This is a genomic window from Dorea sp. 210702-DFI.3.125 (genome assembly GCF_020560945.1).
Lineage (GTDB): Bacteria > Bacillota > Clostridia > Lachnospirales > Lachnospiraceae > Dorea > Dorea formicigenerans.
The window spans coordinates 1-20,225 of the sequence record NZ_JAJCNF010000029.1 but is presented as its reverse complement, the minus strand read 5'-3'; the positions used below and the strand labels follow the sequence as shown (position 1 = coordinate 20,225).

Below are 20,225 nucleotides of genomic sequence, written 5' to 3'. Positions count from 1 at the left end.
CGGTGATAATCTTTCATATAGATGTAAATTCAGCTTATCTTAGCTGGACAGCAGTAGAACAACTAAAGAATGGAGCCAGGACAGATATCCGTACAATACCGGCCATTATTGGCGGGGATCAAAAATCCCGCCACGGTATTGTGCTGGCAAAATCTGTCCCGGCGAAGAAGTATGGCATTCGTACCGGGGAACCGGTTGCGAATGCCTTTCGTAAGTGTCCGAATCTTCACATGGAAGCACCGGATCATGAAATGTACCATAAGCACAGCAGGGAGCTTATGGCTTTTTTGCGTTCTTATACTCCGGATATCGAGCAGGTCAGTGTCGATGAATGTTACATGGATTTTACGGGAATTTCAGGACGATTTGCGTCACCTGTGGAAGCTGCATTTGAGATCAAAGACGAAGTAAAAAAACGGTTTGGATTCACAGTTAATATCGGACTCTCAGACGTGAAAGTGTTGGCGAAGATGGCATCGGACTTTGAAAAGCCGGATCGTGTTCATACACTTTTCAGGAAAGAAATTCAGGAAAAAATGTGGCCGCTTCCAATTTCAGATCTTTTTATGGCAGGGCATTCCAGTGTGGAGACATTGAGAAAATTGGAGATTCAGACGATTGGTGATCTGGCAAAGGCTGATCCAAAGCTGATAGAATTGCATTTGAAAAGCCATGGAAGGCGTCTGTGGGAGTTTGCCAATGGAATGGATGACTCTATTGTAGAACCGGAAAAAGCTGAGGTAAAAGGAGTCGGAAATTCGACTACTTTATCCAAAGATGTGTCAACAAAAGAAGACGCGCAGAAAGTCTTACTTTCTCTAGCCCAAAGTGTGGGAGGACGTCTGAGAAAACACGGATATCATGCAGGTGTGGTCAATGTGGAAATCAAGTATGCAGATTTTACCGTGAATTCACATCAAAAACAGCTTGAAAGAATGACGGCAAGTGATCAGGTCATTTATCAGACTGCAGTGGAATTATTTTGTGAAATGTGGAATGGAAAACCAATCCGCCTGCTCGGAATCCGGACTTCCAAGCTGTCGCAGGAGGGGGAACCACAACAATTGAGTCTCTTTGATCTGAATTTCCATAGCAGAGAAAACATTTCTGAAGAAGTCAAAAGCTTTGAAAATAGCCAGAAACATGAAAAATTAGATCAGGCACTGGATGAAATCCGTAAAAAATTCGGCAAAGATGCAGTTGTGCGTGCCAGCTTTTTGAAAAAGCCGGAAAAAGGGGAAAAGATGTGAAAAAGCTGATTAGTAAAATTGACATTCCTATATAAAAACGCTAGAATAGTAAACAAGATTACGTTTATAGAGCGCACTCTAAAAGTGCCCCGATATTCGAAGGAGGAATAAGGAAAATGTCAGAAGCAAAAAAAGTGATTATGCTCGGTAACGAGGCGATTGCCCGAGGAGCATATGAGGCGGGCGTGAAAGTATCTGCCGCATATCCTGGAACACCGAGTACTGAGATCAGCGAGAATCTGGTCAAATACAAAGACGATCTTTACTGTGAATGGTCTCCGAATGAGAAGGTCGCAACAGAAGTTGCGATTGGAGCATCTGTCGCAGGTGTCCGGGCTATGTCCTGTATGAAACATGTAGGATTTAACGTGGCAGCAGACCCGGCTTATACCGTATCTTATATGGGAGTCAATGGAGGACTTGTCATTGTCGTAGCAGACGATCCGGGACTTTACAGCTCTCAGAATGAGCAGGATACAAGAATGGTCGCAAGAGCTGCACAGCTTCCGGTACTGGAACCTTCCGACAGTTCTGAGGCAAAAGAATTTATGAAGATTGCATTTGATCTGAGTGAAAAGTTTGATCGTCCATTTGTATTTCGCACAACGACAAGACTGGCACATTCACAGGGACTGGTAGAGTTATGTGACCGTGAAGAGATTCCGGATAAGCCATATGAAAAAAATATCCGCAAGACAGTTATGATGCCGGGAAATGCAAAACTCCGCCATGTGGAGATTGAGAAACGCAACCTGGAGCTTGCGGAGGCAGCCAATACACTCCCAATCAACCGTGTAGAGATGAACGATACAAAGATTGGTGTGATCACAAGTGGTATTCCATATCAGTATGTAAAAGAGGCACTCCCGAATGCTTCCGTACTGAAGCTTGGAATGGTGAATCCGCTTCCAAGAAAATTGATTGAAGATTTTGCTTCTAAAGTAGAGAAGCTTTATATTGTAGAAGAATTGGATCCGGTTATTGAAGAACAGGTGAAATCCTGGGGAATCAAGGCAACTGGAAAAGAAATCTTCACGGTTCAGGGCGAGTACAGTGCGAATATGCTAAGAGAAGCAATTCTTGGGGAGGAATTAAAGCTTGATGCACCGGCAGCCGCACCTGGAAGACCTCCAATCTTATGTCCAGGCTGTCCACACAGAAGCGTGTATTATGTACTGAATAAGTTAAAAATGCATGCGGCAGGAGACATCGGCTGTTATACACTTGGTGCAGTGGCACCACTTAGTGTTGTCGATACAACGATCTGTATGGGTGCAAGTATTTCCAGTCTTCATGGAATGGAGAAAGCAAAAGGCAAAGAATATATTAAGAACTGGGTAGCAGTAATCGGAGATTCCACATTCCTTCATACAGGTGTGAACTCTCTTATGAATATGATGTACAATAAGGCAACCGGAACAGTGATGATACTTGATAACTCTACGACAGGTATGACAGGACATCAGGATCACGCTGCAACTGGTAAGACACTGCAGGGAGATCCGACTTATGCCATTGACATTCCGGCATTATGCCGCGCAATCGGTGTGAAAAATGTCATCGAGGTCAACGCATTTGACATTGAGCGTCTGGAGAAAGTCATCAAAGAAGAAGTGGCAAAAGATGAAGTTTCTGTTATTATTACAAAAACACCATGTGTACTTTTGAGTAAAAAGAAAAAACCGCTTTACGCAGAAGAACCAGATAAATGTAAGAAATGTGGTATGTGTATGAAACCGGGCTGTCCGGCTATGACAAGAAATAAAGATAAGACGATCCATATTGATGATACCATGTGTACCGGATGCGGACTTTGCAAGAGTCTGTGTAAATTTGACGCTATCAAATTAGTAAGGGAGGGTGACAAATAATGGCTACTAAGAATATTATGATCGTAGGTGTCGGCGGCCAGGGAACACTCCTTACAAGCCGTATTCTCGGAGGACTGGCACTTGCTGGAGGATATGATGTTAAGCTTTCTGAGGTGCACGGAATGGCTCAGAGAGGTGGAAGCGTTGTTACATATGTGCGTTACGGTGAAAAGGTAGCAGAGCCAATCGTAGAGGAAGGACAGGCAGACGTTATCATCGCATTTGAGAAGCTGGAAGCCTTAAGATATGCACATTTTCTCAAAAAAGACGGTGCATTGATCGTCAATGATTGGAGAATCGACCCGATGCCGGTTGTGATCGGAGCGGCTGAATATCCGGAGAATATTTTGGAGAATCTGAAAAAAGATCACAAAGTCTATACGGTAAATGCAACGGAAGAAGCGAAAAAGCTTGGAAATTCCAGGGTATTTAACTTAATCGTGCTTGGAATCGCAGCACAGCATATGGATTTTACAAAAGAGCAGTGGTATGAAGTAATTGAAAAAACAGTACCTCCAAAGACGATCGACATCAATAAAAAAGCATTTGATGTAGGATATCAATTATAATAATACTATCAGAAAAGAGAGGCAAGAAAGCAATGGCAAGAGTAGCATTGGAAGATTGGCAGGAACAGATCCGTGACCCGAAGATTGAGTGTATGAGCCGCGATGAGATGACTGCCCTTCAGAGTGAGCGTCTGGTACGCCAGGTAAAGAATGTTTATGAAAATGTAGCATTTTACCGCAAGAAAATGGATGATATGGGAGTGGAGCCGGGAGATATCAAAGGAATCGAAGATATCGGTAAGCTTCCATTTACAACAAAAGAAGACTTAAGAGCCAATTATCCATTCGGACTTCTGGCAGTTCCGCAGGAGAAAATCGTCCGTGTACAGGGAACATCAGGAACGACCGGGAAACTGACACTGGCCTCTTATACAGAAAAAGATGTAGATGTATGGGGAGAGTGTGTTGCCAGAGGACTTACAATGGCAGGACTTAATGCAGCAGACCGTATCCATATCTGTTACGGATATGGACTTTTCACAGGTGGACTCGGGCTTGACTTCGGAGCCAGAAAGCTTGGCGCAATGGCAATCCCGATGTCTGCAGGTAATACAAAGAGACAGCTCATGTGTATGGAAGATTTTGGAGCCACAGCATTTGCATGTACGCCATCTTATGCCCTTTATCTTGGTGAGGCTGCAAAAGAGGCAGGAGTGGTTGATCGTCTGCAGTTAAAGGTTGGTATCAATGGAGCAGAGCCTTGGACAGATGAGATGCGCCGTAAGATTGAGGAACTTCTTAATGTCAACAGTTTTGATATTTATGGACTTTGTGAGATTACAGGACCGGGTGTTGCACTTGACTGCATTCATCACAAAGGTATGCATGTGCAAGAGGATTATTTCTATCCGGAAGTCTTAAATCCTACAGATCATACACCATGTAAAGATGGAGAGACGGGTGAGCTTGTATTTACAACGCTTGTAAAAGAAGGTATGCCGCTTTTGCGTTACAGAACAAAAGACCTGACAAGTATTGATCATTCAAAATGTGAGTGTGGAAGAACACTTCCGAGAATCCATAAATTTACAGGACGTACTGATGATATGAAAGTCATCCGTGGTGTGAATGTATTCCCAACTCAGGTCGAGACTGCACTTCTGTCAATGGGTGGCGGAGTTGCACCACACTATATGATGATCGTTGACCGTGAGAACAATCTGGACGTATTGACTGTAGAGGTAGAGGTTGATGAGAAGTACTTCTCAGATGAGATCCGTAAGCTGGACGGACTTCGTAACCGTGTAGCAGCAACTTTGAAGCAGGCACTTGGTGTAGCAGTTAATGTAAAACTGGTAGAGCCTAAAACAATTCAAAGAAGTGAAGGTAAAGCAAAACGTGTCATCGACAATCGTGACATGTAGGAAGGAGGATTGGATTATGGGAATCAGTAATACAATTCAGCAGTTATCTGTATTTTTGGAAAACAGAGAGGGACGTTTGGACACTGTGCTTAAGATACTGGCTGAAAATGATGTAAATATCGTGGCATTAAGCCTGGCAGATACTTCTGATTATGGAATGCTCCGTATGATCGTATCAGACCCACACAAGGGAAAAGCTGCACTTAAGGACGCTGGGATCACAGCTATGCTGACAGATGTCGTGGCTCTTCGCGTACCTCATGCGACCGGTTCACTGAGCAAAGCGATGCATCAGATCGTGGAAGGTGAGATCAACGTGGAATATATGTACGCATTTGCAAATGGTGCAGACGCTGCAGCCGTTTTAAAGAGTGATGATCCTGCGAGAGTGATTGATATCTTAAAAGGAAGCGGATTTGACGTATACACAGCCGATGAGGCATACCAGGCAAATCGCTAATGTATATGTTCGTGGATGCTTTTAAGTATTAAGCATGCGGTCAAAGGTTCAAAGGAGCCTTTTAAGTGACGCCTCTGCATCGTAAAAAGTGCAGAGGTGTTTTTTTCTCATGATATAATAGATCTTAGATTTGAAAAGAGGACGAGGAAAATAGAAAGGAATGAAAGATGGTATTATTACAGCAGATGGGGATTTTGTTCGTCTATATGATGATTGGGTATGTAGCATGTAAAAAGGAATATTTTGATCAGGAATTTGGAAAGAAATTATCCTGGCTTGTAGTAAATGTTGCGAATCCAATGTTGGCAATATCAGCAGTGGTGAACAATGAGGAACAGATCGCGAAAAAAGATTTTTATGTAACTGTATTGCTTGCAATATGTTTTTATGCGTTTTTTTTAATTCTTGCGCAGATCCTGCCAAGACTGATTGGTGTACAAAAGTCAGACATTGGTGTATATAAAATGATGACTACCTTTAATAATATTGGATTTATGGGCTTTCCGGTGATTGCTGCAGCATATGGAAATGGAGCACTGATCTATGCAGTTCCGTTTTCTATCATGTTCAATATTCTCTGCTATACATGGGGAATCCAGACGCTCTGTGGGGGTGGTGAAAAGGGAAATTGGAAAAGAATTATAAATATAGGAACCATAAGTGGGATTATTTCGATTGTTTTGTTTTTTATGCAGATCCCGGTTCCGAAAATGATCTGTTCTCTCTCAGCAGGACTCAGTAATCTGACAGGTCCGCTTAGTATGCTGGTGATTGGTATTTCTATCGCTGCAATGGAATTGAAAGATTTGTTCACAGATGTAAAACTGTTGAAATTTGCATTAATTAAATTACTGGCTGTCCCTGTTGCTGCAATGCTTCTTGTATGTCAGGTAATAGATAATCGGTTGATCTGCGAAGTATTTCTGGTCATGATGGCAACACCGGCAGCGAGCATGTGTGCAATGCTGTCTCAGCAGTATGGAGGGGATTATGAACTGGCAGCAAAAGGCGTGGCGCTGACTACAATCTTGTCCGTTGTAACGATGCCAATTGTATCTGAAATCGTATTTCATATTGCTGTATAGGTAGGACAGACATATATACCAGATTTTTTAGATATATGTTTTATGGTTTAATAAAAATACCAGGCCTAAGGCCTGGTATTTTTCTCGTCATTGCTGTCTTAATCTCATTTCATGTGTATGTCTTTTAAATATCAAAATGCTATAAAAGTTGCTTTTTATATATTATAAAAGGTACATCATCTAAAATATGATTAAATCATTCATGATTAAAGCTTAGTTACGTTAACAGCCTGAGGTCCTTTAGCTCCCTCAGTAACGTCGAATTCTACTTCCTGTCCTTCCTCAAGAGACTTGAATCCTTCCATGTTCAGTCCTGAGTAGTGTACGAAAACATCGTTTCCGGACTCATCAGAAATAAAACCGTAACCTTTTTGGTTGTTAAACCATTTAACTGTACCTTTCATTGATAGTACCTCCCTAAAAATTAAAAATAACTAAGAATGCTTTATCACATTAGCATGTATCAATAAAAAAGTCAATAAAATATGGAATATTTGTAATGTTTTTACCAAAAAAGAACATAAAAATGTAAGGAATTCGTCAGATACGGAAACCATTTGCTTGACGAATGGTTCACGGACGTGTAAAGTAGAATAGAGTATTAAAATGATTTTTACTTTATAATAATGAGCAGGGGTTTTGTAGAAGAATGATTACACTGACAGGAAAAAAGATATCCGAAGGCATTGCAATCGGGAAATTAACATTTTATAAAAGAGATATCAAAGAGATTAAAAGAATCTATGTAAAAGATGTAGAGAAGGAGATTCAGCGCTATAAGAAAGCAAGAGAAAAAGCAATTGCTGAATTGGAACTTGTCTATGATCTTTCTGTGCGCGAAGTCGGTGAGGCAAATGCAGCAATCTTTGAGATGCAAAAGGAACTCCTGGAGAATCAGGAATATACAGATTTTATCATGAAGCGGATCCTGGAAGAAAAACTCAATGCAGAGTATATTGTTCAGACATCTGTAGAACAGTTGATCCGTATCAGTAGTCATCAGCAGAATAATCCAATTCAGGGAAAAGAAGAAGATGTCAGAGACGTGGCAATTCGTGTGATCCGCATCTTGTCCCGAAGCTGGAAGGATCGTATGCTGACAGATGAGCCGTTTGTCATGGCTGCGAGAGATATATATCCAAGTGAAGCGCTTCAGTTCGATAAGGCAAAGGTACTGGGGTTTGTGACTATGTACGGAACAATTAATTCACATACTGCCGTTCTGGCCAGAACGAAAGGAATTCCGGCGGTCATCGGTCTTGGAGAATCTCTGAAAGAAGAATATGACGGAAAGACAATTATTATAGATGGTTATGAAGGAAAGATTTATATTGAGCCTGACTATGCAACTCTAACGAAGATGCGGGAACGCAAGGATGCGAATCTGAGACATGTCAGGAATCTGGAACGTCTGAAAGGTAAGGAGAACATTACCCAGAGTGGTCAGAGAATTGATATCTGTGCCAATGTAGGCACAAGAGAAGATATTGAAAATGTTTTAAGAAGTGATGCCGGTGGAATTGGATTATTCCGGAGCGAATTTCTGTATATGGAAATGGGAAGCAAACTGCCTTCCGAAGAGCAGCTCTTTCAAGTTTATAAACTGGCAGCAGAGTCTATGGGAGCCAACCGTGTTGTTGTCCGAATCGCAGATTTTGGCGGTGACAAGATGGTAGAAAGTGTAGATCTTGGAGAACAGGCAAATCCGGCGATTGGGTTGCGTGGAATACGTATTATGATGGAAAAAGAAGAATTGTTCCTTCCACAGTTTCGCGCGATTCTCAGAGCTTCTGCACTTGGAAATGTATCTATTATGTTTCCGATGGTTACATCCATGGAGGAAGTGGCAGCGGCAAAAGCCCTGCTTGAAAAGGCAAAGAAGCAATTGAAAGATGAAAAGACTGCTTATAATGAGAATATTGAAATTGGAGTCATGATCGAGACTCCGGCAGCAGTCATGATCAGTGGAGAACTGGCAAGAGAAGTAGATTTCTTCAGTATCGGAACGAATGATCTGTTGCAGCTTACACTTGGCATGGATCGTGAAAATCCAAAACTGGACAAGTATTATAACCCATACCACCCGGCTTTGATGAAGATGATCCGAATCGTAGCCAACAATGTACATCTGGAAGGAAAAAGAATCAGCATCTGTGGAGATTTGGCAGCAGATCTGAGCATGACAGAATTCTTCGTACAGATTGGAATTGACGAACTGTCCGTAGCGCCACACCAGGTACTTGGACTTAGAAAGAAGATCCGAGAGATACAGTAGTTAGATTTATAATAATATACGCAAAATTCCTGCATTGATGTTCCACACACGGAACACTACAGTGAGCCACAAAAACTATCATCGTGTTCAGCATAGGCTTCCACGATGATAAGCGGCTCACTTCCGTCGTGTGTCAGTCACATCACTGCAGGAATTTTGCGTTATCATCATAAACCGCTATGGAATGTAAGGCAGAGAGCGGGTATATTATGACAATCCTACTAATCCCTAATTGTGCAATCTGCAAAAAAATCTACATGATTTTTTGGCTATTATTTTGACTGAAAATGATTGACTCTGACCGAAAATGATTATATTATGTGATTAAAGATGAACGAAGTTGATTGAAAATGACTGAGAGGTGATTTGATGCTGGCGGAAGAAAGATTCCGGGAAATTCAGAAATATGTGGAAAGCCATGGTACTGTGACAGTACAAGAGCTGACAGATCTTTTGAATACGTCAGAATCTACGGTGCGGAGAGATCTGACAGAACTTCACAAGCGTGGAACTCTTATCAAGGTTCACGGTGGAGCGACAACTGTTGGCACTTCCGTGAGGACAAGAGATGAAGAATTGTCGGTCAGACGAGACCGGAATACAGAAGAAAAACATAAAATCGCAGCATATGCAGCTGAACTGATAGAGGCAGATGATTTTGTATATCTGGACGCTGGAAGTAGTGTAGATCTTCTGATTGACGAATTGAATGAAGAGTCAGCTGTTTTTGTGACGAATGCGATCGGGCATGCGCAGAAGCTTTTGAAAAAGGGGTATGAAGTTCTTTTGATCGGTGGAAAATTAAAAGGTGTGACGGAGGCAATCGTCGGTGCGGAAGCATTGGAGAGTCTGAACCGGTACAATTTCACAAAAGGATTTTTTGGAACGAATGGAGTTCACCCACAGAGGGGGCTTACCACACCAGACAGTGAGGAAGCGCTGGTCAAGAAAAAAGCGATGGAGCGGTGTGCACAGTGCTTTGTACTGGCAGATTCAAGCAAAATCGGTCAGGTAACATCAATTACATTTTCTGATATGAAAGAATCTGAGATTCTTACAACAGAGCTTAAAGATTCTTCTTATAAAAAATATAAAAATATCGTGGAGGTTAAGTAGATGATTTACACAGTGACATTTAACCCGTCTCTGGATTATGTCATCGGGGCGGAAAAATTGGAACCTGGAAAAATCAACCGGACAACGAGAGAAAACATTTACCCCGGAGGTAAGGGGAATAATGTTTCCGTGGTACTTTCAAATCTGGGACATAAGAGTAAAGCACTCGGATTTGTATCAGGATTTACCGGAGAGGCATTGGAGAAGATGTTGGACGATTTTGGCTGTTATACCGATTTTATCCAGTTGGATAACGGATTTACCAGAATCAATGTAAAAATCAACGCCGGTGAAGAGACGGAAATCAACGGTCAGGGACCAAGGATCAGTGAAGAGGCCATCGGAAAGCTTTACGAAAAACTGGATGCACTGACCAAAGGAGATGTACTTGTTCTTGCGGGAAGTATTCCGAATACCTTGCCGGAAGACATTTACGAACGCATCATGGCAAGACTTGATGGACGTGGGATCAGGATCGTGGTAGACGCAACAAAAGATCTCTTGATGAATGTCCTGAAATACCATCCATTTCTTATTAAGCCGAACAACCATGAGTTGGGAGATATGTTCGGGGTTCAGCTTGAAACAGATGAAGAAATCATCGAATATGCAGGAAAATTAAAAGAAATGGGTGCAAGAAATGTATTGATTTCCATGGCAGGCGATGGAGCCATTCTTTTAGATGAACATGGAAAAGTTTACCAGGGTAGACCACCGAAGGGAGAGGTTCTTAATTCCGTCGGAGCGGGAGATTCCATGGTAGCAGGATTTGTCACCGGTTATCTCAATACCGGAGATTACGAGAAAGCATTTGAACTTGGAATTGCAACTGGAAGTGCCAGCGCATTTGAGTATTGGCTGGCAGAAAAAGAAGATGTAGTGAAACTGTTGGAGAAGGAACCTGAATTATACGGATTGTAGGAGGAAAAAGAATGAAGATTGTAGATCTGTTAAAGCGGGAAAGTGTAGAACTGAACGGCAAAGTTACATCAAAGCCGGAGGCGATCGAGAAGATGGTCGCACTTATGGCTGCCGGAGGGAACCTGGCAGACGTGGAAGCCTATAAGAAAGGCGTATTTGCAAGAGAAGAGGAAAGTACAACAGGAATCGGAGAAGGAATTGCGATTCCACATGCCAAGACAGCGGCAGTAAAAGCACCGGGACTTGCAGCTATGGTCGTAAAAGACGGGGTAGATTATGATTCACTGGATGGAGAGCCGGCGAAGCTCATTTTCCTGATTGCGGCACCGGATACAGAAGACAATGTGCATCTGGAAGTGTTAAGCCGTCTGTCCATGCTTCTTATGGATCCGGATTTCAGAACCGGACTTATGGAAGCGGAAAATGTAGACGCATTTTTCAAATGTATTGATGAGACAGAGAGAAAGAGATTCCCGGAAGAGTATGAGACGGAAGAAAAAAGCTCAGAAAATACATCAGATGAAACGCAGGTAATGCATACAGTGCCGGAAAAGTCAGGATATCGGGTGCTGGCAGTTACCGCATGTCCGACTGGAATCGCACATACTTACATGGCGGCAGAAAGTCTGGAAAATAAAGCGAAAGAAATGGGCATCACGATTAAAGTTGAGACCAATGGTTCCGGTGGTGCGAAAAATGTGCTGACAGCTCAGGAAATAGAAGCTTGTGATTGTATTATTATTGCAGCAGATAAAGATGTAAAGATGGCAAGATTCGATGGCAAACCAGTCATCATGACAAAGGTGGCAAATGGAATCAGCAAGGCTGAGGAACTTCTTAATGAAGCCACCAGTGGAAATGTAAAGATATACCACCACGCAGGCGGTGAAGATGAAGAGGGCCAAGTAGCAGATGAGAGCCTGGGCCGTAAGATTTATAAGAGTCTGATGAACGGAGTATCCCACATGCTTCCATTTGTCATTGGTGGAGGAATTTTGATTGCATTATCCTTCCTTGTAGATGGAGCGAATGCAGGAACTTCAAGCTTTGGTAGTGGAACACCATTGGCAGCATTCTTTAACAAAGTAGGGAATACAGCATTTGGTATGATGTTCCCGATTCTGGCAGGATACATTGCCATGGCGATCGGAGACAGACCGGCACTCATGCCTGGTATCGTCGGTGGACTTCTTGCAAAAGCAGGAACTTCCATTTTCCTTCCGGAAGAACAGTGGGTTTCATCAGGATTCTTTGGAGCACTGATTGCCGGATTTGTAGCTGGATATCTGATGTTACTGTTAAAGAAGTTGCTTGAGAAACTTCCAAAATCATTAGAAGGAACAAAACCGGTACTGTTATATCCATTCTTTGGAATTTTACTGATGGGTGTGATTATGATCTTCCTCGTAAATCCACCAATCGGAGCATTTAACACATGGCTGAATAACTGCCTTGCAAGTATGGGAGAGTCCAGTAAAATTCTTCTTGGTGCAGTACTTGGAGGTATGATGTCTATCGACTTCGGAGGTCCATTTAACAAAGCAGCTTATGTATTTGGTACAGCGGCAATCGCCAGCGGACAGATAGATATTATGGCAGCAGTTATGATCGGCGGTATGACACCTCCAATCGGAATTGCACTTTCAACACTGTTTTTTAAGAATCGTTTTACAAAGAGCGAACAGCAGACAACGGTCACGAACTTCATTATGGGAATGTCATTTATTACAGAGGGAGCGATTCCGTTTGCGGCATCTGATCCACTCCGCATCATTCCACCTTGTGTCGTTGGCTCAGCAGTAGCAGGAGCATTATCCATGGCATTTGGTTGTGGATCCAGAGCACCTCACGGTGGACTGTTTGTAATCGGTATTATTGAAAATGCACCGATGTTCCTTGTGGCACTTGTTATCGGAGCAGTCATCACAATGGCAGGAATCGTACTTCTGAAAAAACCATTAAATACAGAAAAATAAATGAATTGTTGTTAGTAAAAAAGGTATTAAGTATAATTGAGTCAAAAATGAGAAAAGGAGATTAAAACGATGAAAGAATTTAAATATGTAATTACAGACGCAGAAGGAATCCATGCAAGACCAGCAACTATGTTAGTAAAGAAAGCGGCAGGATTTAAGTCCGATATTAACATTGAGGCAGAAGGAAAAAAAGTGAATGCAAAAGGAGTTCTTGGTGTTATGGGACTCGGCGCTAAAAAGGGAGCAGAGATTACAGTAACTGTAGATGGTGAAGATGAAGAAATCGCAGCAGCAGAGCTTGAAACATTTTTAAAAGAGAACCTGTAAGAAGCATTTCTTTTTGGAAAGCACAGAGGAATGGATTATTAAGAGAATCTTGAAAACAGGAGAGTCGGATCATGATGATTACTTTAGAAGGTAAAAGTGTATTTGGCGGGGTTGCAATTGGCAAAATCCAGTTCTATAAGAGAAATGAGATTACGATAAAGAGAACCCGTGTGGAAGATGTGGAGGCGGAAGTAGAACGCTTTCGGAATGCAAAAGCAAAGACGTTAGAACTGTTAAAAGGATTATATGAGAAAGCATTGGAAGATGTGGGAGAGGCAAATGCCATGATTTTTGAGGCGCATCAGTTAATGCTGGAGGATCCGGACTATGTAGAGTCAATTGAAAATATTATTCGCACCCAGGATGTGAATGCAGAATATGCAATCGGTGCGACAGCGGACAACTTTGCAGCAATTTTTGAAGCTATGGACGATGCTTATATGCAGGGAAGAGCAGCAGATGTCAGAGATGTCTCAGAGCGGCTCCTTCAGGCATTATCCAGTCAGAATGAAACTGTTATGGTGATGGATGAACCTGTGATCATTGCAGCAGATGATCTGGTGCCAAGTGAAACTGTTCAGCTTGACAAAGAGAAGGTGTTGTCCTTCGTGACCATGTATGGCTCTGCTAATTCTCATACGGCGATTCTTGCAAGAACCATGAATATTCCGGCAGTGATCGGTCTTGGTGAAGCATTGAAAGAAGAATATGATGGTAAGGTCGCAATTGTAGATGGAGTAGATGGAAAAGTCTATATTGATCCGGATGAAGAGACTATGGCTTCCATGCAGAAAAAGCAGAAGAAAGATCAGGAACAGAAAGAACTTCTGAATCAGCTCAAAGGCAAAGAGAATGTGACAAAGAGTGGCCAGAAAGTGAATGTCTACGCCAATATTGGAAACCTGGCAGATGTAGGAGCAGTCCTTAAGAATGATGCCGGCGGTATCGGATTATTCCGAAGTGAATTTTTATATTTGGAAAGTGATACTTATCCGACAGAAGAGCAGCAGTTTGCAGTATACAAAAAGGTTGCTGAAACGATGGCCGGGAAAAAGGTCATTATCCGTACTTTAGATATCGGAGCTGACAAGCAGGTAGATTATTTTAAACTTGATAAAGAGGATAATCCGGCACTTGGATATCGTGCAATCCGAATTTGCCTGACAAGACCTGAGATTTTTAAAACACAGCTTCGTGCGCTCTATCGTGCATCCGCTTATGGACAGATATCTATTATGTTCCCGATGATTATTTCGGTAGCAGAAGTAAAGAAAATCAAAGAAATCGTCGAGGAAGTCAAAGCAGAACTTCGCACAGAAGGAGCAGCTTTTCGGGAAGATGTAGAACTTGGAATTATGATTGAGACACCGGCAGCAGTTATGGTAAGCCGTGAACTGGCGAAAGAAGTTGATTTCTTCAGTGTCGGAACAAATGATCTGACACAGTATACACTGGCTATTGACAGGCAGAATCAGAAGCTGGAGGATTTTTATGATTCTCATCACCCGGCAGTACTTGCTATGATCCGTATGGCAGCAGAGAGCGCTCATGCAGAAGGAAAATGGATCGGTATCTGCGGAGAACTCGGAGCAGATGTGACTCTGACAGAGACATTTTTGAAAATGGGTATTGATGAATTATCAGTAGCTCCGGGAATGGTTTTGAAAGTCAGACAGAAAATCCGGGAAGCAGAGTAGAAATAGGATATGTAAAATGAAAGACTGCTATTTTACGAACCCCCAATTCGTAAAATAGTAGTCTTTTTTTCGCCTTTTTATGCAGTGTACTTCTGCCTTTTGCTACTGGTATCTTTTATATTTCTGTAGTATAATGATAAAACGCGAAGAAAGCGAAGGAGTATGAAACAATATGAATTTACTGACGATGGAACACGTCACAAAAGCATATACAGACCGTGTGCTTTTAGATGATGTGGCTTTTGGAATAAATGAGAATGAAAAAATCGGAGTCATCGGAATCAATGGTATGGGAAAATCTACACTTTTGAAAATTGTGGCTGGTGTGGAGGAATACGATTCCGGAAAGCTCAGTATGGGAAATACGGTAAAGATATGTTATCTGCCACAGACACCGGTGTTTGGAGAGGAAGAGACGGTACTTCAGGCAGCAGTGCGTGGAATCATCAGTGATACAGATCAGTGGACGATGGAAGCAGAGGCAAAATCTATGCTGAATCAGCTTGGGTTTTCAGACTATGAAGAAAAGATGTCGCATATGTCCGGAGGACAGAAGAAAAGAGTGGCACTTGTGAACGCTCTTTTGACACCGGCAGATATTTTGGTACTGGACGAGCCGACGAACCATTTGGACAACGCGATGTCTGAGTGGCTGGAGGAGTATCTGATCAGGTTTAGGGGAGCAATTCTCATGGTGACGCATGACCGTTATTTTCTGGACCGCGTTGCAAATCGGATCGTGGAGGTAGATCATGGAAATCTTTATAATTACCCGGGAAGTTATTCGGAGTTTGTAAAACTCAAAGAGGAACGCCAGAATATGGCACTTGCTACTCAGAGAAAACGAAAGAGTCTGTTGCGTACAGAGCTTGAGTGGCTGAGCCGCGGTGCGAGAGCGAGAAGTACAAAGCAGAAAGCGCACATTGACAGGATCAAAGCCATGCAGGAGATGAAAGATATCCAGGAAGAACGCCGTGTTGCTATGGATTCGGTGGCATCCCGAATGGGAAATAAGACGATTGAAGTGTCCGGACTGTGCAAATCCTATGGGGATAAAAAACTGATTGATAATTATGAGTATATTTTCCTGAAAAATGACAGGATTGGAATTATCGGACCGAATGGTTGTGGAAAGTCCACACTTTTGAAGATGATTTATGGAAATGTGAAACCGGATGTCGGCACGATAGAAATTGGCCAGACGATCCGCATGGGGTATTTCTCGCAGGAAAATGAAGAGATGGATGGTAAGATGCGTGTCATCGATTATGTTAAGGAAGTAGGAGAGTATATCCAGACTTCAGATGGCAGGATCACAGCTTCCCAGATGCTTGAAAATTTCTTGTTTGATGGGGCAATGCAGTGGTCACCTATTGAAAAATTATCTGGTGGTGAGCGGAGAAGACTGTTTCTTCTGCGTGTGTTGATGAGTTCGCCGAATGTTTTGATCCTGGATGAGCCGACCAATGACCTGGATATTCAGACACTGACCATTCTGGAAGATTATCTGGATCGATTTGATGGAATCATTATCATCGTATCCCATGACCGTTATTTCCTGGATCGTACTGTGAACCGCATTTTTTCTTTCGAAGGAAATGGAGTGATCCGTCAGTTTGAAGGAGGATATTCAGATTACCTGATCCGCAAAGAACTGGAAAGTCCGGAAAGCGGGAATGCTTCTGCCAGTCTGAAAGCACAGAACGCTTCAAGTGGAAAAGATAATTCAGAATCAGATGAAAATGAAAATAATTCTGCAAATTCGCAGGACGCATGGAAACGTAGAGAGAAAAAGCTGAAGTTTTCCTTTAAAGAACAGCGCGAGTTTGATACAATTGATGAAGAAATTGAAGTACTGGAACAAAAGATTGCAGATCTAGATAGCGAGATGATGAAAAGTGCAACGAATTCTGTGAAACTTGGTGAGCTTATGGTGAAGAAAGACGAGACAGAAAAAGCGTTGGAAGAGAAGATGGACCGATGGGTTTATCTGAATGATCTGAATGAACGAATCTTGAATGGTGAATAAAGGAGGAACAGATATGTGGACAAGGGAACTATTGAAACGTAATGCAAAAGAAATATTTAAAAGAAATTACTGGACTTGTGTTGGTGTGTCACTTGTACTTGCAGCGCTGACCGGAGGCGGCAGTTCTGTTATCGGAAGAATCGGAGGAAACAACACCAGTGTTTCTTATCATCATTATGGAAGTGATTATTATTATGGAGATTCTGCCAGAGGTTTTATGATTTCTATGGTCGTGGTGGCAGTTACGCTGATCGTAATACTTGCAGCTGTTGCATTTACGATTTTTGCAGGAAATGTATTTAAAATTGGCGGATGCAGTTTCTTTATTAAAAATCGTACCATGACAGGAACATTTGGAAATCTATTAGATGGATTCAAGTCCGGACATTACGGAAATGTTGTAAAGACCATGTTTTTTTATGATTTGTATATAGCATTGTGGTCATTGTTATTGGTGGTGCCTGGAATTATCAAATCCTATGAATATCGGATGGTTCCATATATACTGGCTGAAAATCCGGGTATGGATTCTAAACAGGTATTTGAAATCAGCAAGCGAATGATGAATGGACAGAAGATGGAGACATTTATATTGGACCTTTCATTTATTGGCTGGGCGCTCGTGGCAGGTATTACGTGTGGAATCGCAGGTGTATTCTATGTGACACCATATGTAAATGCAACAAATACAGAATTATATGCATTTAATAAAGTTCAGGCGTATAATGAAGGATACATTCGATAGCAGCGGTCAGAAAAAGAATCCGCAGTGAAAATGAAGACAAAATAAAAGCTGCTGTAAATTCATGGCATATCATAGGTCATGAATTTACAGCAGCTTTTTCTTATAATAGAAAATTGTATTTCCGATGTGACTATTTGGAAATTGTATATTCGATTATATTCATCAGATCACGGGTCAGCATATCGGAATCCAGCTCAGGTTCCATACATTTTTGTTCCAGTATATATTTGACACTGGCTACAATGATAGTGTTGATCATATTGATATTCTTAGATGTAAGTTGGTTATCCTTATCTTTGATCGTGAGAAGAAGCTTCATGCAGCGTTCCTGGATATTCTTTCCATAATACATGTCCATGAGGTCCGGTGAGAGTTTGTCAGCTTCCTCCGGAAATAATTCATAATACCGCTTAAACAGACTGCCAAAATCCTGTCCATGTTTCCCGAAGAAAAAATTATAATAAATCTTCGGATTCTTTAACATAGATTCTACGAAGAATCTCCATACAAAGTAAAAATTCTCAGTTGAATCCCAGTTCTTACTGCTCAGCCTTGCAAGCGCTTTGCTATATTCATTAAAATGTTTCATGGAAGCGAGAAGAATCAATTCGTTTACATCTTTAAAATAGAGATAAATAGTGGAATTATGAAAGCCGGCTTTCTCGGCAATCTTACGAACAGATACGTTATCAATGCCATGTTCATCAATAAGTTCTTCTGCGGCCTCGATGAAACGAATCGTATTCTCACGCTGTAATGCTTCTTTATTATTTCCGCCCATAATTATATAATCCTTTTCCTGAAAAATCTTTTTAAACGATGTCTCTATCATAGCATATTTTGATGATAAGTGAAAAATAAAAATTGAAATATATAAAAAATTGTATAAATAAAATTTCCAATAAAAATTCATATTGAAAAATATTTGAAAGATATTGACAAGCGAAAAATGTGTTGTTACTATAAATGCATGGCAATAAGTACAAGCGCGCTTATTATAGGGGAACCATGTAAAAAGAGAAAAGAGGAATAAAAAAGATGAGCAAGATTTATGACGTAATTGTTCTGGGTGCAGGTCCTGCAGGATTAGCAGCAGGTCTCTATGCAGGCAGAAGCCGCCTGTCTGTTTTGATTGTTGAGAAAGGACAGGACGGTGGACAGATCTCAATCACAGACGAGATTGAGAATTATCCAGGACAGGTTGTGGATCAGCCAGAATCTGGTCCGTCTCTGATCGCACGTATGACAGAGCAGGCTAAGAAGTTCGGAGCTGAGCGAGTATCTGACACAATTAAAGAAGTATCACTTGAGGGAGAGGTAAAGGTGCTCAAAGGTGAGAAAGGTGAGTACCAGGCAAAGAATATCATCATTGCTACAGGTGCTCATGCAAGACCGATCGGTTGCAAAGGCGAGGCAGAGTTCCTTGGAAGAGGAGTTTCTTACTGTGCAACTTGTGACGCGAACTTCTTTGAAGATTTTGAAGTATATGTAGTTGGCGGTGGAGATTCCGCGGTTGAGGAAGCTATGTATCTTACAAAATTTGCAAGAAAAGTTACAATTATTCACAGACGTGATGAGTTACGTGCAGCGAAATCCATTCAGGAGAAAGCTTTCAAGAACGACAAACTTCACTTTATGTGGGATACAGTTGTTGAGGAAGTTGGAGGAGATGGAATCCTTTCCTGGATGACAGTTAAGAACGTAAAAACCGGTGAAGTTACTAAGATTGAAGCAGATGAAGACGATGGAATGTTCGGAGTATTCGGATTTATCGGCACAATTCCTAATTCAGACATCTTCAAAGGCAGCGTCGAGATGGATGAGAGAGGATACATCCCAACAGATGCAGATATGCACACCAATATCCCGGGTGTATACGCAGCCGGTGATGTGCGTGTGAAGAGCTTAAGACAGGTTGTTACAGCAGCCGCTGACGGAGCAATCGCAGCAGTTCAGGTAGAAAGAAGCATGGCTTAATCAGGCATTCCGTTGGCTTACTTGAATGAAATTATTTGTAATAAAAGAACCATAGAAGAATGTTCAAAGCAAAGTATGGTTCGATTCAGGAGGATTTTTAAAATGTTAGAAGTAGATAAGAATACATTCCAGACAGAGGTTCTGGAGGCAGATGGTTATGTATTTGTAGACTTTTTTGGAGATGGATGTGTTCCGTGTGCAGCACTTATGCCAAAGGTACACGAGTTCGCTGATACATATGGTGACAAATTAAAATTTACATCTCTTAACACAACAAAAGCACGTCGTCTGGCAATTGGTCAGAAGATTCTTGGCCTTCCGGTTATGGCTATCTACAAAGATGGAGAGAAAGTAGATGAGCTTGTGAAGGATGATTGTACACCGGAGACAATCGAAGCGATGATCAAGAAATACATCTAAGATTTTAGAGGTAATTCTTTATCATATACACCTTAATAATATTTAATAAAGAGAAAGGAGAAGAATAATTATGGCTATTCTTGAAGGGAAAAAAGCAATAATTATCGGAGACCGTGATGGAATTCCGGGACCAGCTATCGCAG

Annotated in this window: 18 protein-coding genes and 1 pseudogene; 17 read left to right on the top strand and 2 right to left on the bottom strand. The window is 41.7% G+C overall.

The window, feature by feature from the left end:
• Positions 1–2 precede the first annotated feature (2 nt).
• The 6 genes from LI164_RS12700 to LI164_RS12675 all read left to right on the top strand — a co-directional run bounded on the left by LI164_RS12700 (position 3) and on the right by LI164_RS12675 (position 6,599).
• Positions 3–1,250, top strand: a complete 1,248-nt coding sequence (locus LI164_RS12700; protein WP_005333883.1) for a DNA polymerase IV — start codon at positions 3–5, stop codon at positions 1,248–1,250.
• A 116-nt stretch (positions 1,251–1,366) separates the two neighbouring features.
• A complete protein-coding gene (gene iorA, locus LI164_RS12695; protein WP_005333881.1) occupies positions 1,367–3,121 on the top strand; it encodes an indolepyruvate ferredoxin oxidoreductase subunit alpha in 1,755 nt (584 codons plus the stop codon).
• Positions 3,121–3,690, top strand: a complete 570-nt coding sequence (locus LI164_RS12690; protein ID WP_005333879.1) for an indolepyruvate oxidoreductase subunit beta — start codon at positions 3,121–3,123, stop codon at positions 3,688–3,690. The genes iorA and LI164_RS12690 overlap by 1 nt, the downstream gene beginning before the upstream one ends.
• Before the next feature lie 32 nt (positions 3,691–3,722).
• Positions 3,723–5,054 carry a phenylacetate--CoA ligase family protein gene (locus LI164_RS12685; RefSeq protein WP_005333877.1) on the top strand — a complete coding sequence of 444 codons (1,332 nt, stop codon included), beginning with the start codon at positions 3,723–3,725 and terminating at the stop codon, positions 5,052–5,054.
• 16 nt (positions 5,055–5,070) lie between these two features.
• Positions 5,071–5,514: an ACT domain protein gene (locus tag LI164_RS12680; protein ID WP_022279028.1), complete on the top strand. Its 444-nt coding sequence runs from the start codon at positions 5,071–5,073 to the stop codon at positions 5,512–5,514.
• A gap of 167 nt (positions 5,515–5,681) precedes the next feature.
• Positions 5,682–6,599, top strand: coding sequence for an AEC family transporter (locus tag LI164_RS12675; RefSeq protein WP_005333873.1), 918 nt, complete (start codon positions 5,682–5,684; stop codon positions 6,597–6,599).
• A gap of 206 nt (positions 6,600–6,805) precedes the next feature.
• Here the strand turns inward: LI164_RS12675 and LI164_RS12670 are convergent, their stop codons facing one another.
• Positions 6,806–7,003 (bottom strand): cold-shock protein, encoded by a 198-nt coding sequence (locus LI164_RS12670; RefSeq protein ID WP_005333869.1) that lies wholly within the window; start codon positions 7,001–7,003, stop codon positions 6,806–6,808.
• Between the two features lie 245 nt (positions 7,004–7,248).
• Between LI164_RS12670 and ptsP (LI164_RS12665) the strand changes: the two genes are divergently transcribed.
• The 8 genes from ptsP (LI164_RS12665) (at position 7,249) to LI164_RS12630 (ending at position 17,685) form a co-directional block, all read left to right on the top strand.
• Positions 7,249–8,874, top strand: coding sequence for a phosphoenolpyruvate--protein phosphotransferase (gene ptsP, locus LI164_RS12665; protein ID WP_005333866.1), 1,626 nt, complete (start codon positions 7,249–7,251; stop codon positions 8,872–8,874).
• Positions 8,875–9,243: 369 nt separating this feature from the next.
• The gene (locus LI164_RS12660; RefSeq protein ID WP_005333863.1) at positions 9,244–9,990 is read left to right on the top strand and encodes a DeoR/GlpR family DNA-binding transcription regulator; all 747 of its coding nucleotides are present in this window, start codon (positions 9,244–9,246) and stop codon (positions 9,988–9,990) included.
• Complete coding sequence (gene pfkB / locus LI164_RS12655; RefSeq protein WP_005333862.1) at positions 9,991–10,911, top strand: 1-phosphofructokinase; 921 nt, start codon at positions 9,991–9,993, stop codon at positions 10,909–10,911.
• 11 nt (positions 10,912–10,922) lie between these two features.
• Positions 10,923–12,887 (top strand): fructose-specific PTS transporter subunit EIIC, encoded by a 1,965-nt coding sequence (locus LI164_RS12650; RefSeq protein ID WP_005333861.1) that lies wholly within the window; start codon positions 10,923–10,925, stop codon positions 12,885–12,887.
• A gap of 69 nt (positions 12,888–12,956) precedes the next feature.
• The gene (locus tag LI164_RS12645; protein ID WP_005333860.1) at positions 12,957–13,214 is read left to right on the top strand and encodes an HPr family phosphocarrier protein; all 258 of its coding nucleotides are present in this window, start codon (positions 12,957–12,959) and stop codon (positions 13,212–13,214) included.
• Between the two features lie 74 nt (positions 13,215–13,288).
• Positions 13,289–14,911, top strand: a complete 1,623-nt coding sequence (gene ptsP, locus LI164_RS12640; RefSeq protein ID WP_040015664.1) for a phosphoenolpyruvate--protein phosphotransferase — start codon at positions 13,289–13,291, stop codon at positions 14,909–14,911.
• Positions 14,912–15,083: 172 nt separating this feature from the next.
• Positions 15,084–16,940, top strand: coding sequence for an ABC-F family ATP-binding cassette domain-containing protein (locus tag LI164_RS12635; RefSeq protein WP_005333858.1), 1,857 nt, complete (start codon positions 15,084–15,086; stop codon positions 16,938–16,940).
• A 13-nt stretch (positions 16,941–16,953) separates the two neighbouring features.
• Positions 16,954–17,685, top strand: coding sequence for a DUF975 family protein (locus LI164_RS12630; protein WP_040015549.1), 732 nt, complete (start codon positions 16,954–16,956; stop codon positions 17,683–17,685).
• Positions 17,686–17,815: 130 nt separating this feature from the next.
• Here the strand turns inward: LI164_RS12630 and LI164_RS12625 are convergent, their stop codons facing one another.
• On the bottom strand, positions 17,816–18,466 hold the full coding sequence (locus LI164_RS12625; protein ID WP_040015548.1) for a TetR/AcrR family transcriptional regulator: 651 nt from the start codon (positions 18,464–18,466) through the stop codon (positions 17,816–17,818).
• Between the two features lie 257 nt (positions 18,467–18,723).
• Between LI164_RS12625 and trxB the strand changes: the two genes are divergently transcribed.
• From trxB to LI164_RS12610, 3 genes and pseudogenes are all read left to right on the top strand, one after another.
• Positions 18,724–19,662: a thioredoxin-disulfide reductase gene (trxB, locus tag LI164_RS12620; protein ID WP_005333855.1), complete on the top strand. Its 939-nt coding sequence runs from the start codon at positions 18,724–18,726 to the stop codon at positions 19,660–19,662.
• A 102-nt stretch (positions 19,663–19,764) separates the two neighbouring features.
• The gene (locus LI164_RS12615; RefSeq protein WP_005343166.1) at positions 19,765–20,082 is read left to right on the top strand and encodes a co-chaperone YbbN; all 318 of its coding nucleotides are present in this window, start codon (positions 19,765–19,767) and stop codon (positions 20,080–20,082) included.
• Positions 20,083–20,152: 70 nt separating this feature from the next.
• Positions 20,153–20,225, top strand: a pseudogene (locus LI164_RS12610) (glycine/sarcosine/betaine reductase complex selenoprotein A); the annotation flags it as partial.

Excerpts from the sequence above, each read along its gene's own strand:
- iorA (WP_005333881.1), top strand. The coding sequence starts at position 1,367 with ATGTCAGAAGCAAAAAAAGTGATTATGCTCGGTAACGAGGCGATTGCC.
- LI164_RS12690 (WP_005333879.1), top strand. The coding sequence starts at position 3,121 with ATGGCTACTAAGAATATTATGATCGTAGGTGTCGGCGGCCAGGGAACA.
- LI164_RS12685 (WP_005333877.1), top strand. The coding sequence starts at position 3,723 with ATGGCAAGAGTAGCATTGGAAGATTGGCAGGAACAGATCCGTGACCCG.
- LI164_RS12680 (WP_022279028.1), top strand. The coding sequence starts at position 5,071 with ATGGGAATCAGTAATACAATTCAGCAGTTATCTGTATTTTTGGAAAAC.
- LI164_RS12675 (WP_005333873.1), top strand. The coding sequence starts at position 5,682 with ATGGTATTATTACAGCAGATGGGGATTTTGTTCGTCTATATGATGATT.
- LI164_RS12670 (WP_005333869.1), bottom strand. The coding sequence starts at position 7,003 with ATGAAAGGTACAGTTAAATGGTTTAACAACCAAAAAGGTTACGGTTTT.
- ptsP (WP_005333866.1), top strand. The coding sequence starts at position 7,249 with ATGATTACACTGACAGGAAAAAAGATATCCGAAGGCATTGCAATCGGG.
- LI164_RS12660 (WP_005333863.1), top strand. The coding sequence starts at position 9,244 with ATGCTGGCGGAAGAAAGATTCCGGGAAATTCAGAAATATGTGGAAAGC.
- pfkB (WP_005333862.1), top strand. The coding sequence starts at position 9,991 with ATGATTTACACAGTGACATTTAACCCGTCTCTGGATTATGTCATCGGG.
- LI164_RS12650 (WP_005333861.1), top strand. The coding sequence starts at position 10,923 with ATGAAGATTGTAGATCTGTTAAAGCGGGAAAGTGTAGAACTGAACGGC.
- LI164_RS12645 (WP_005333860.1), top strand. The coding sequence starts at position 12,957 with ATGAAAGAATTTAAATATGTAATTACAGACGCAGAAGGAATCCATGCA.
- ptsP (WP_040015664.1), top strand. The coding sequence starts at position 13,289 with ATGATTACTTTAGAAGGTAAAAGTGTATTTGGCGGGGTTGCAATTGGC.
- LI164_RS12635 (WP_005333858.1), top strand. The coding sequence starts at position 15,084 with ATGAATTTACTGACGATGGAACACGTCACAAAAGCATATACAGACCGT.
- LI164_RS12630 (WP_040015549.1), top strand. The coding sequence starts at position 16,954 with ATGTGGACAAGGGAACTATTGAAACGTAATGCAAAAGAAATATTTAAA.
- LI164_RS12625 (WP_040015548.1), bottom strand. The coding sequence starts at position 18,466 with ATGGGCGGAAATAATAAAGAAGCATTACAGCGTGAGAATACGATTCGT.
- trxB (WP_005333855.1), top strand. The coding sequence starts at position 18,724 with ATGAGCAAGATTTATGACGTAATTGTTCTGGGTGCAGGTCCTGCAGGA.
- LI164_RS12615 (WP_005343166.1), top strand. The coding sequence starts at position 19,765 with ATGTTAGAAGTAGATAAGAATACATTCCAGACAGAGGTTCTGGAGGCA.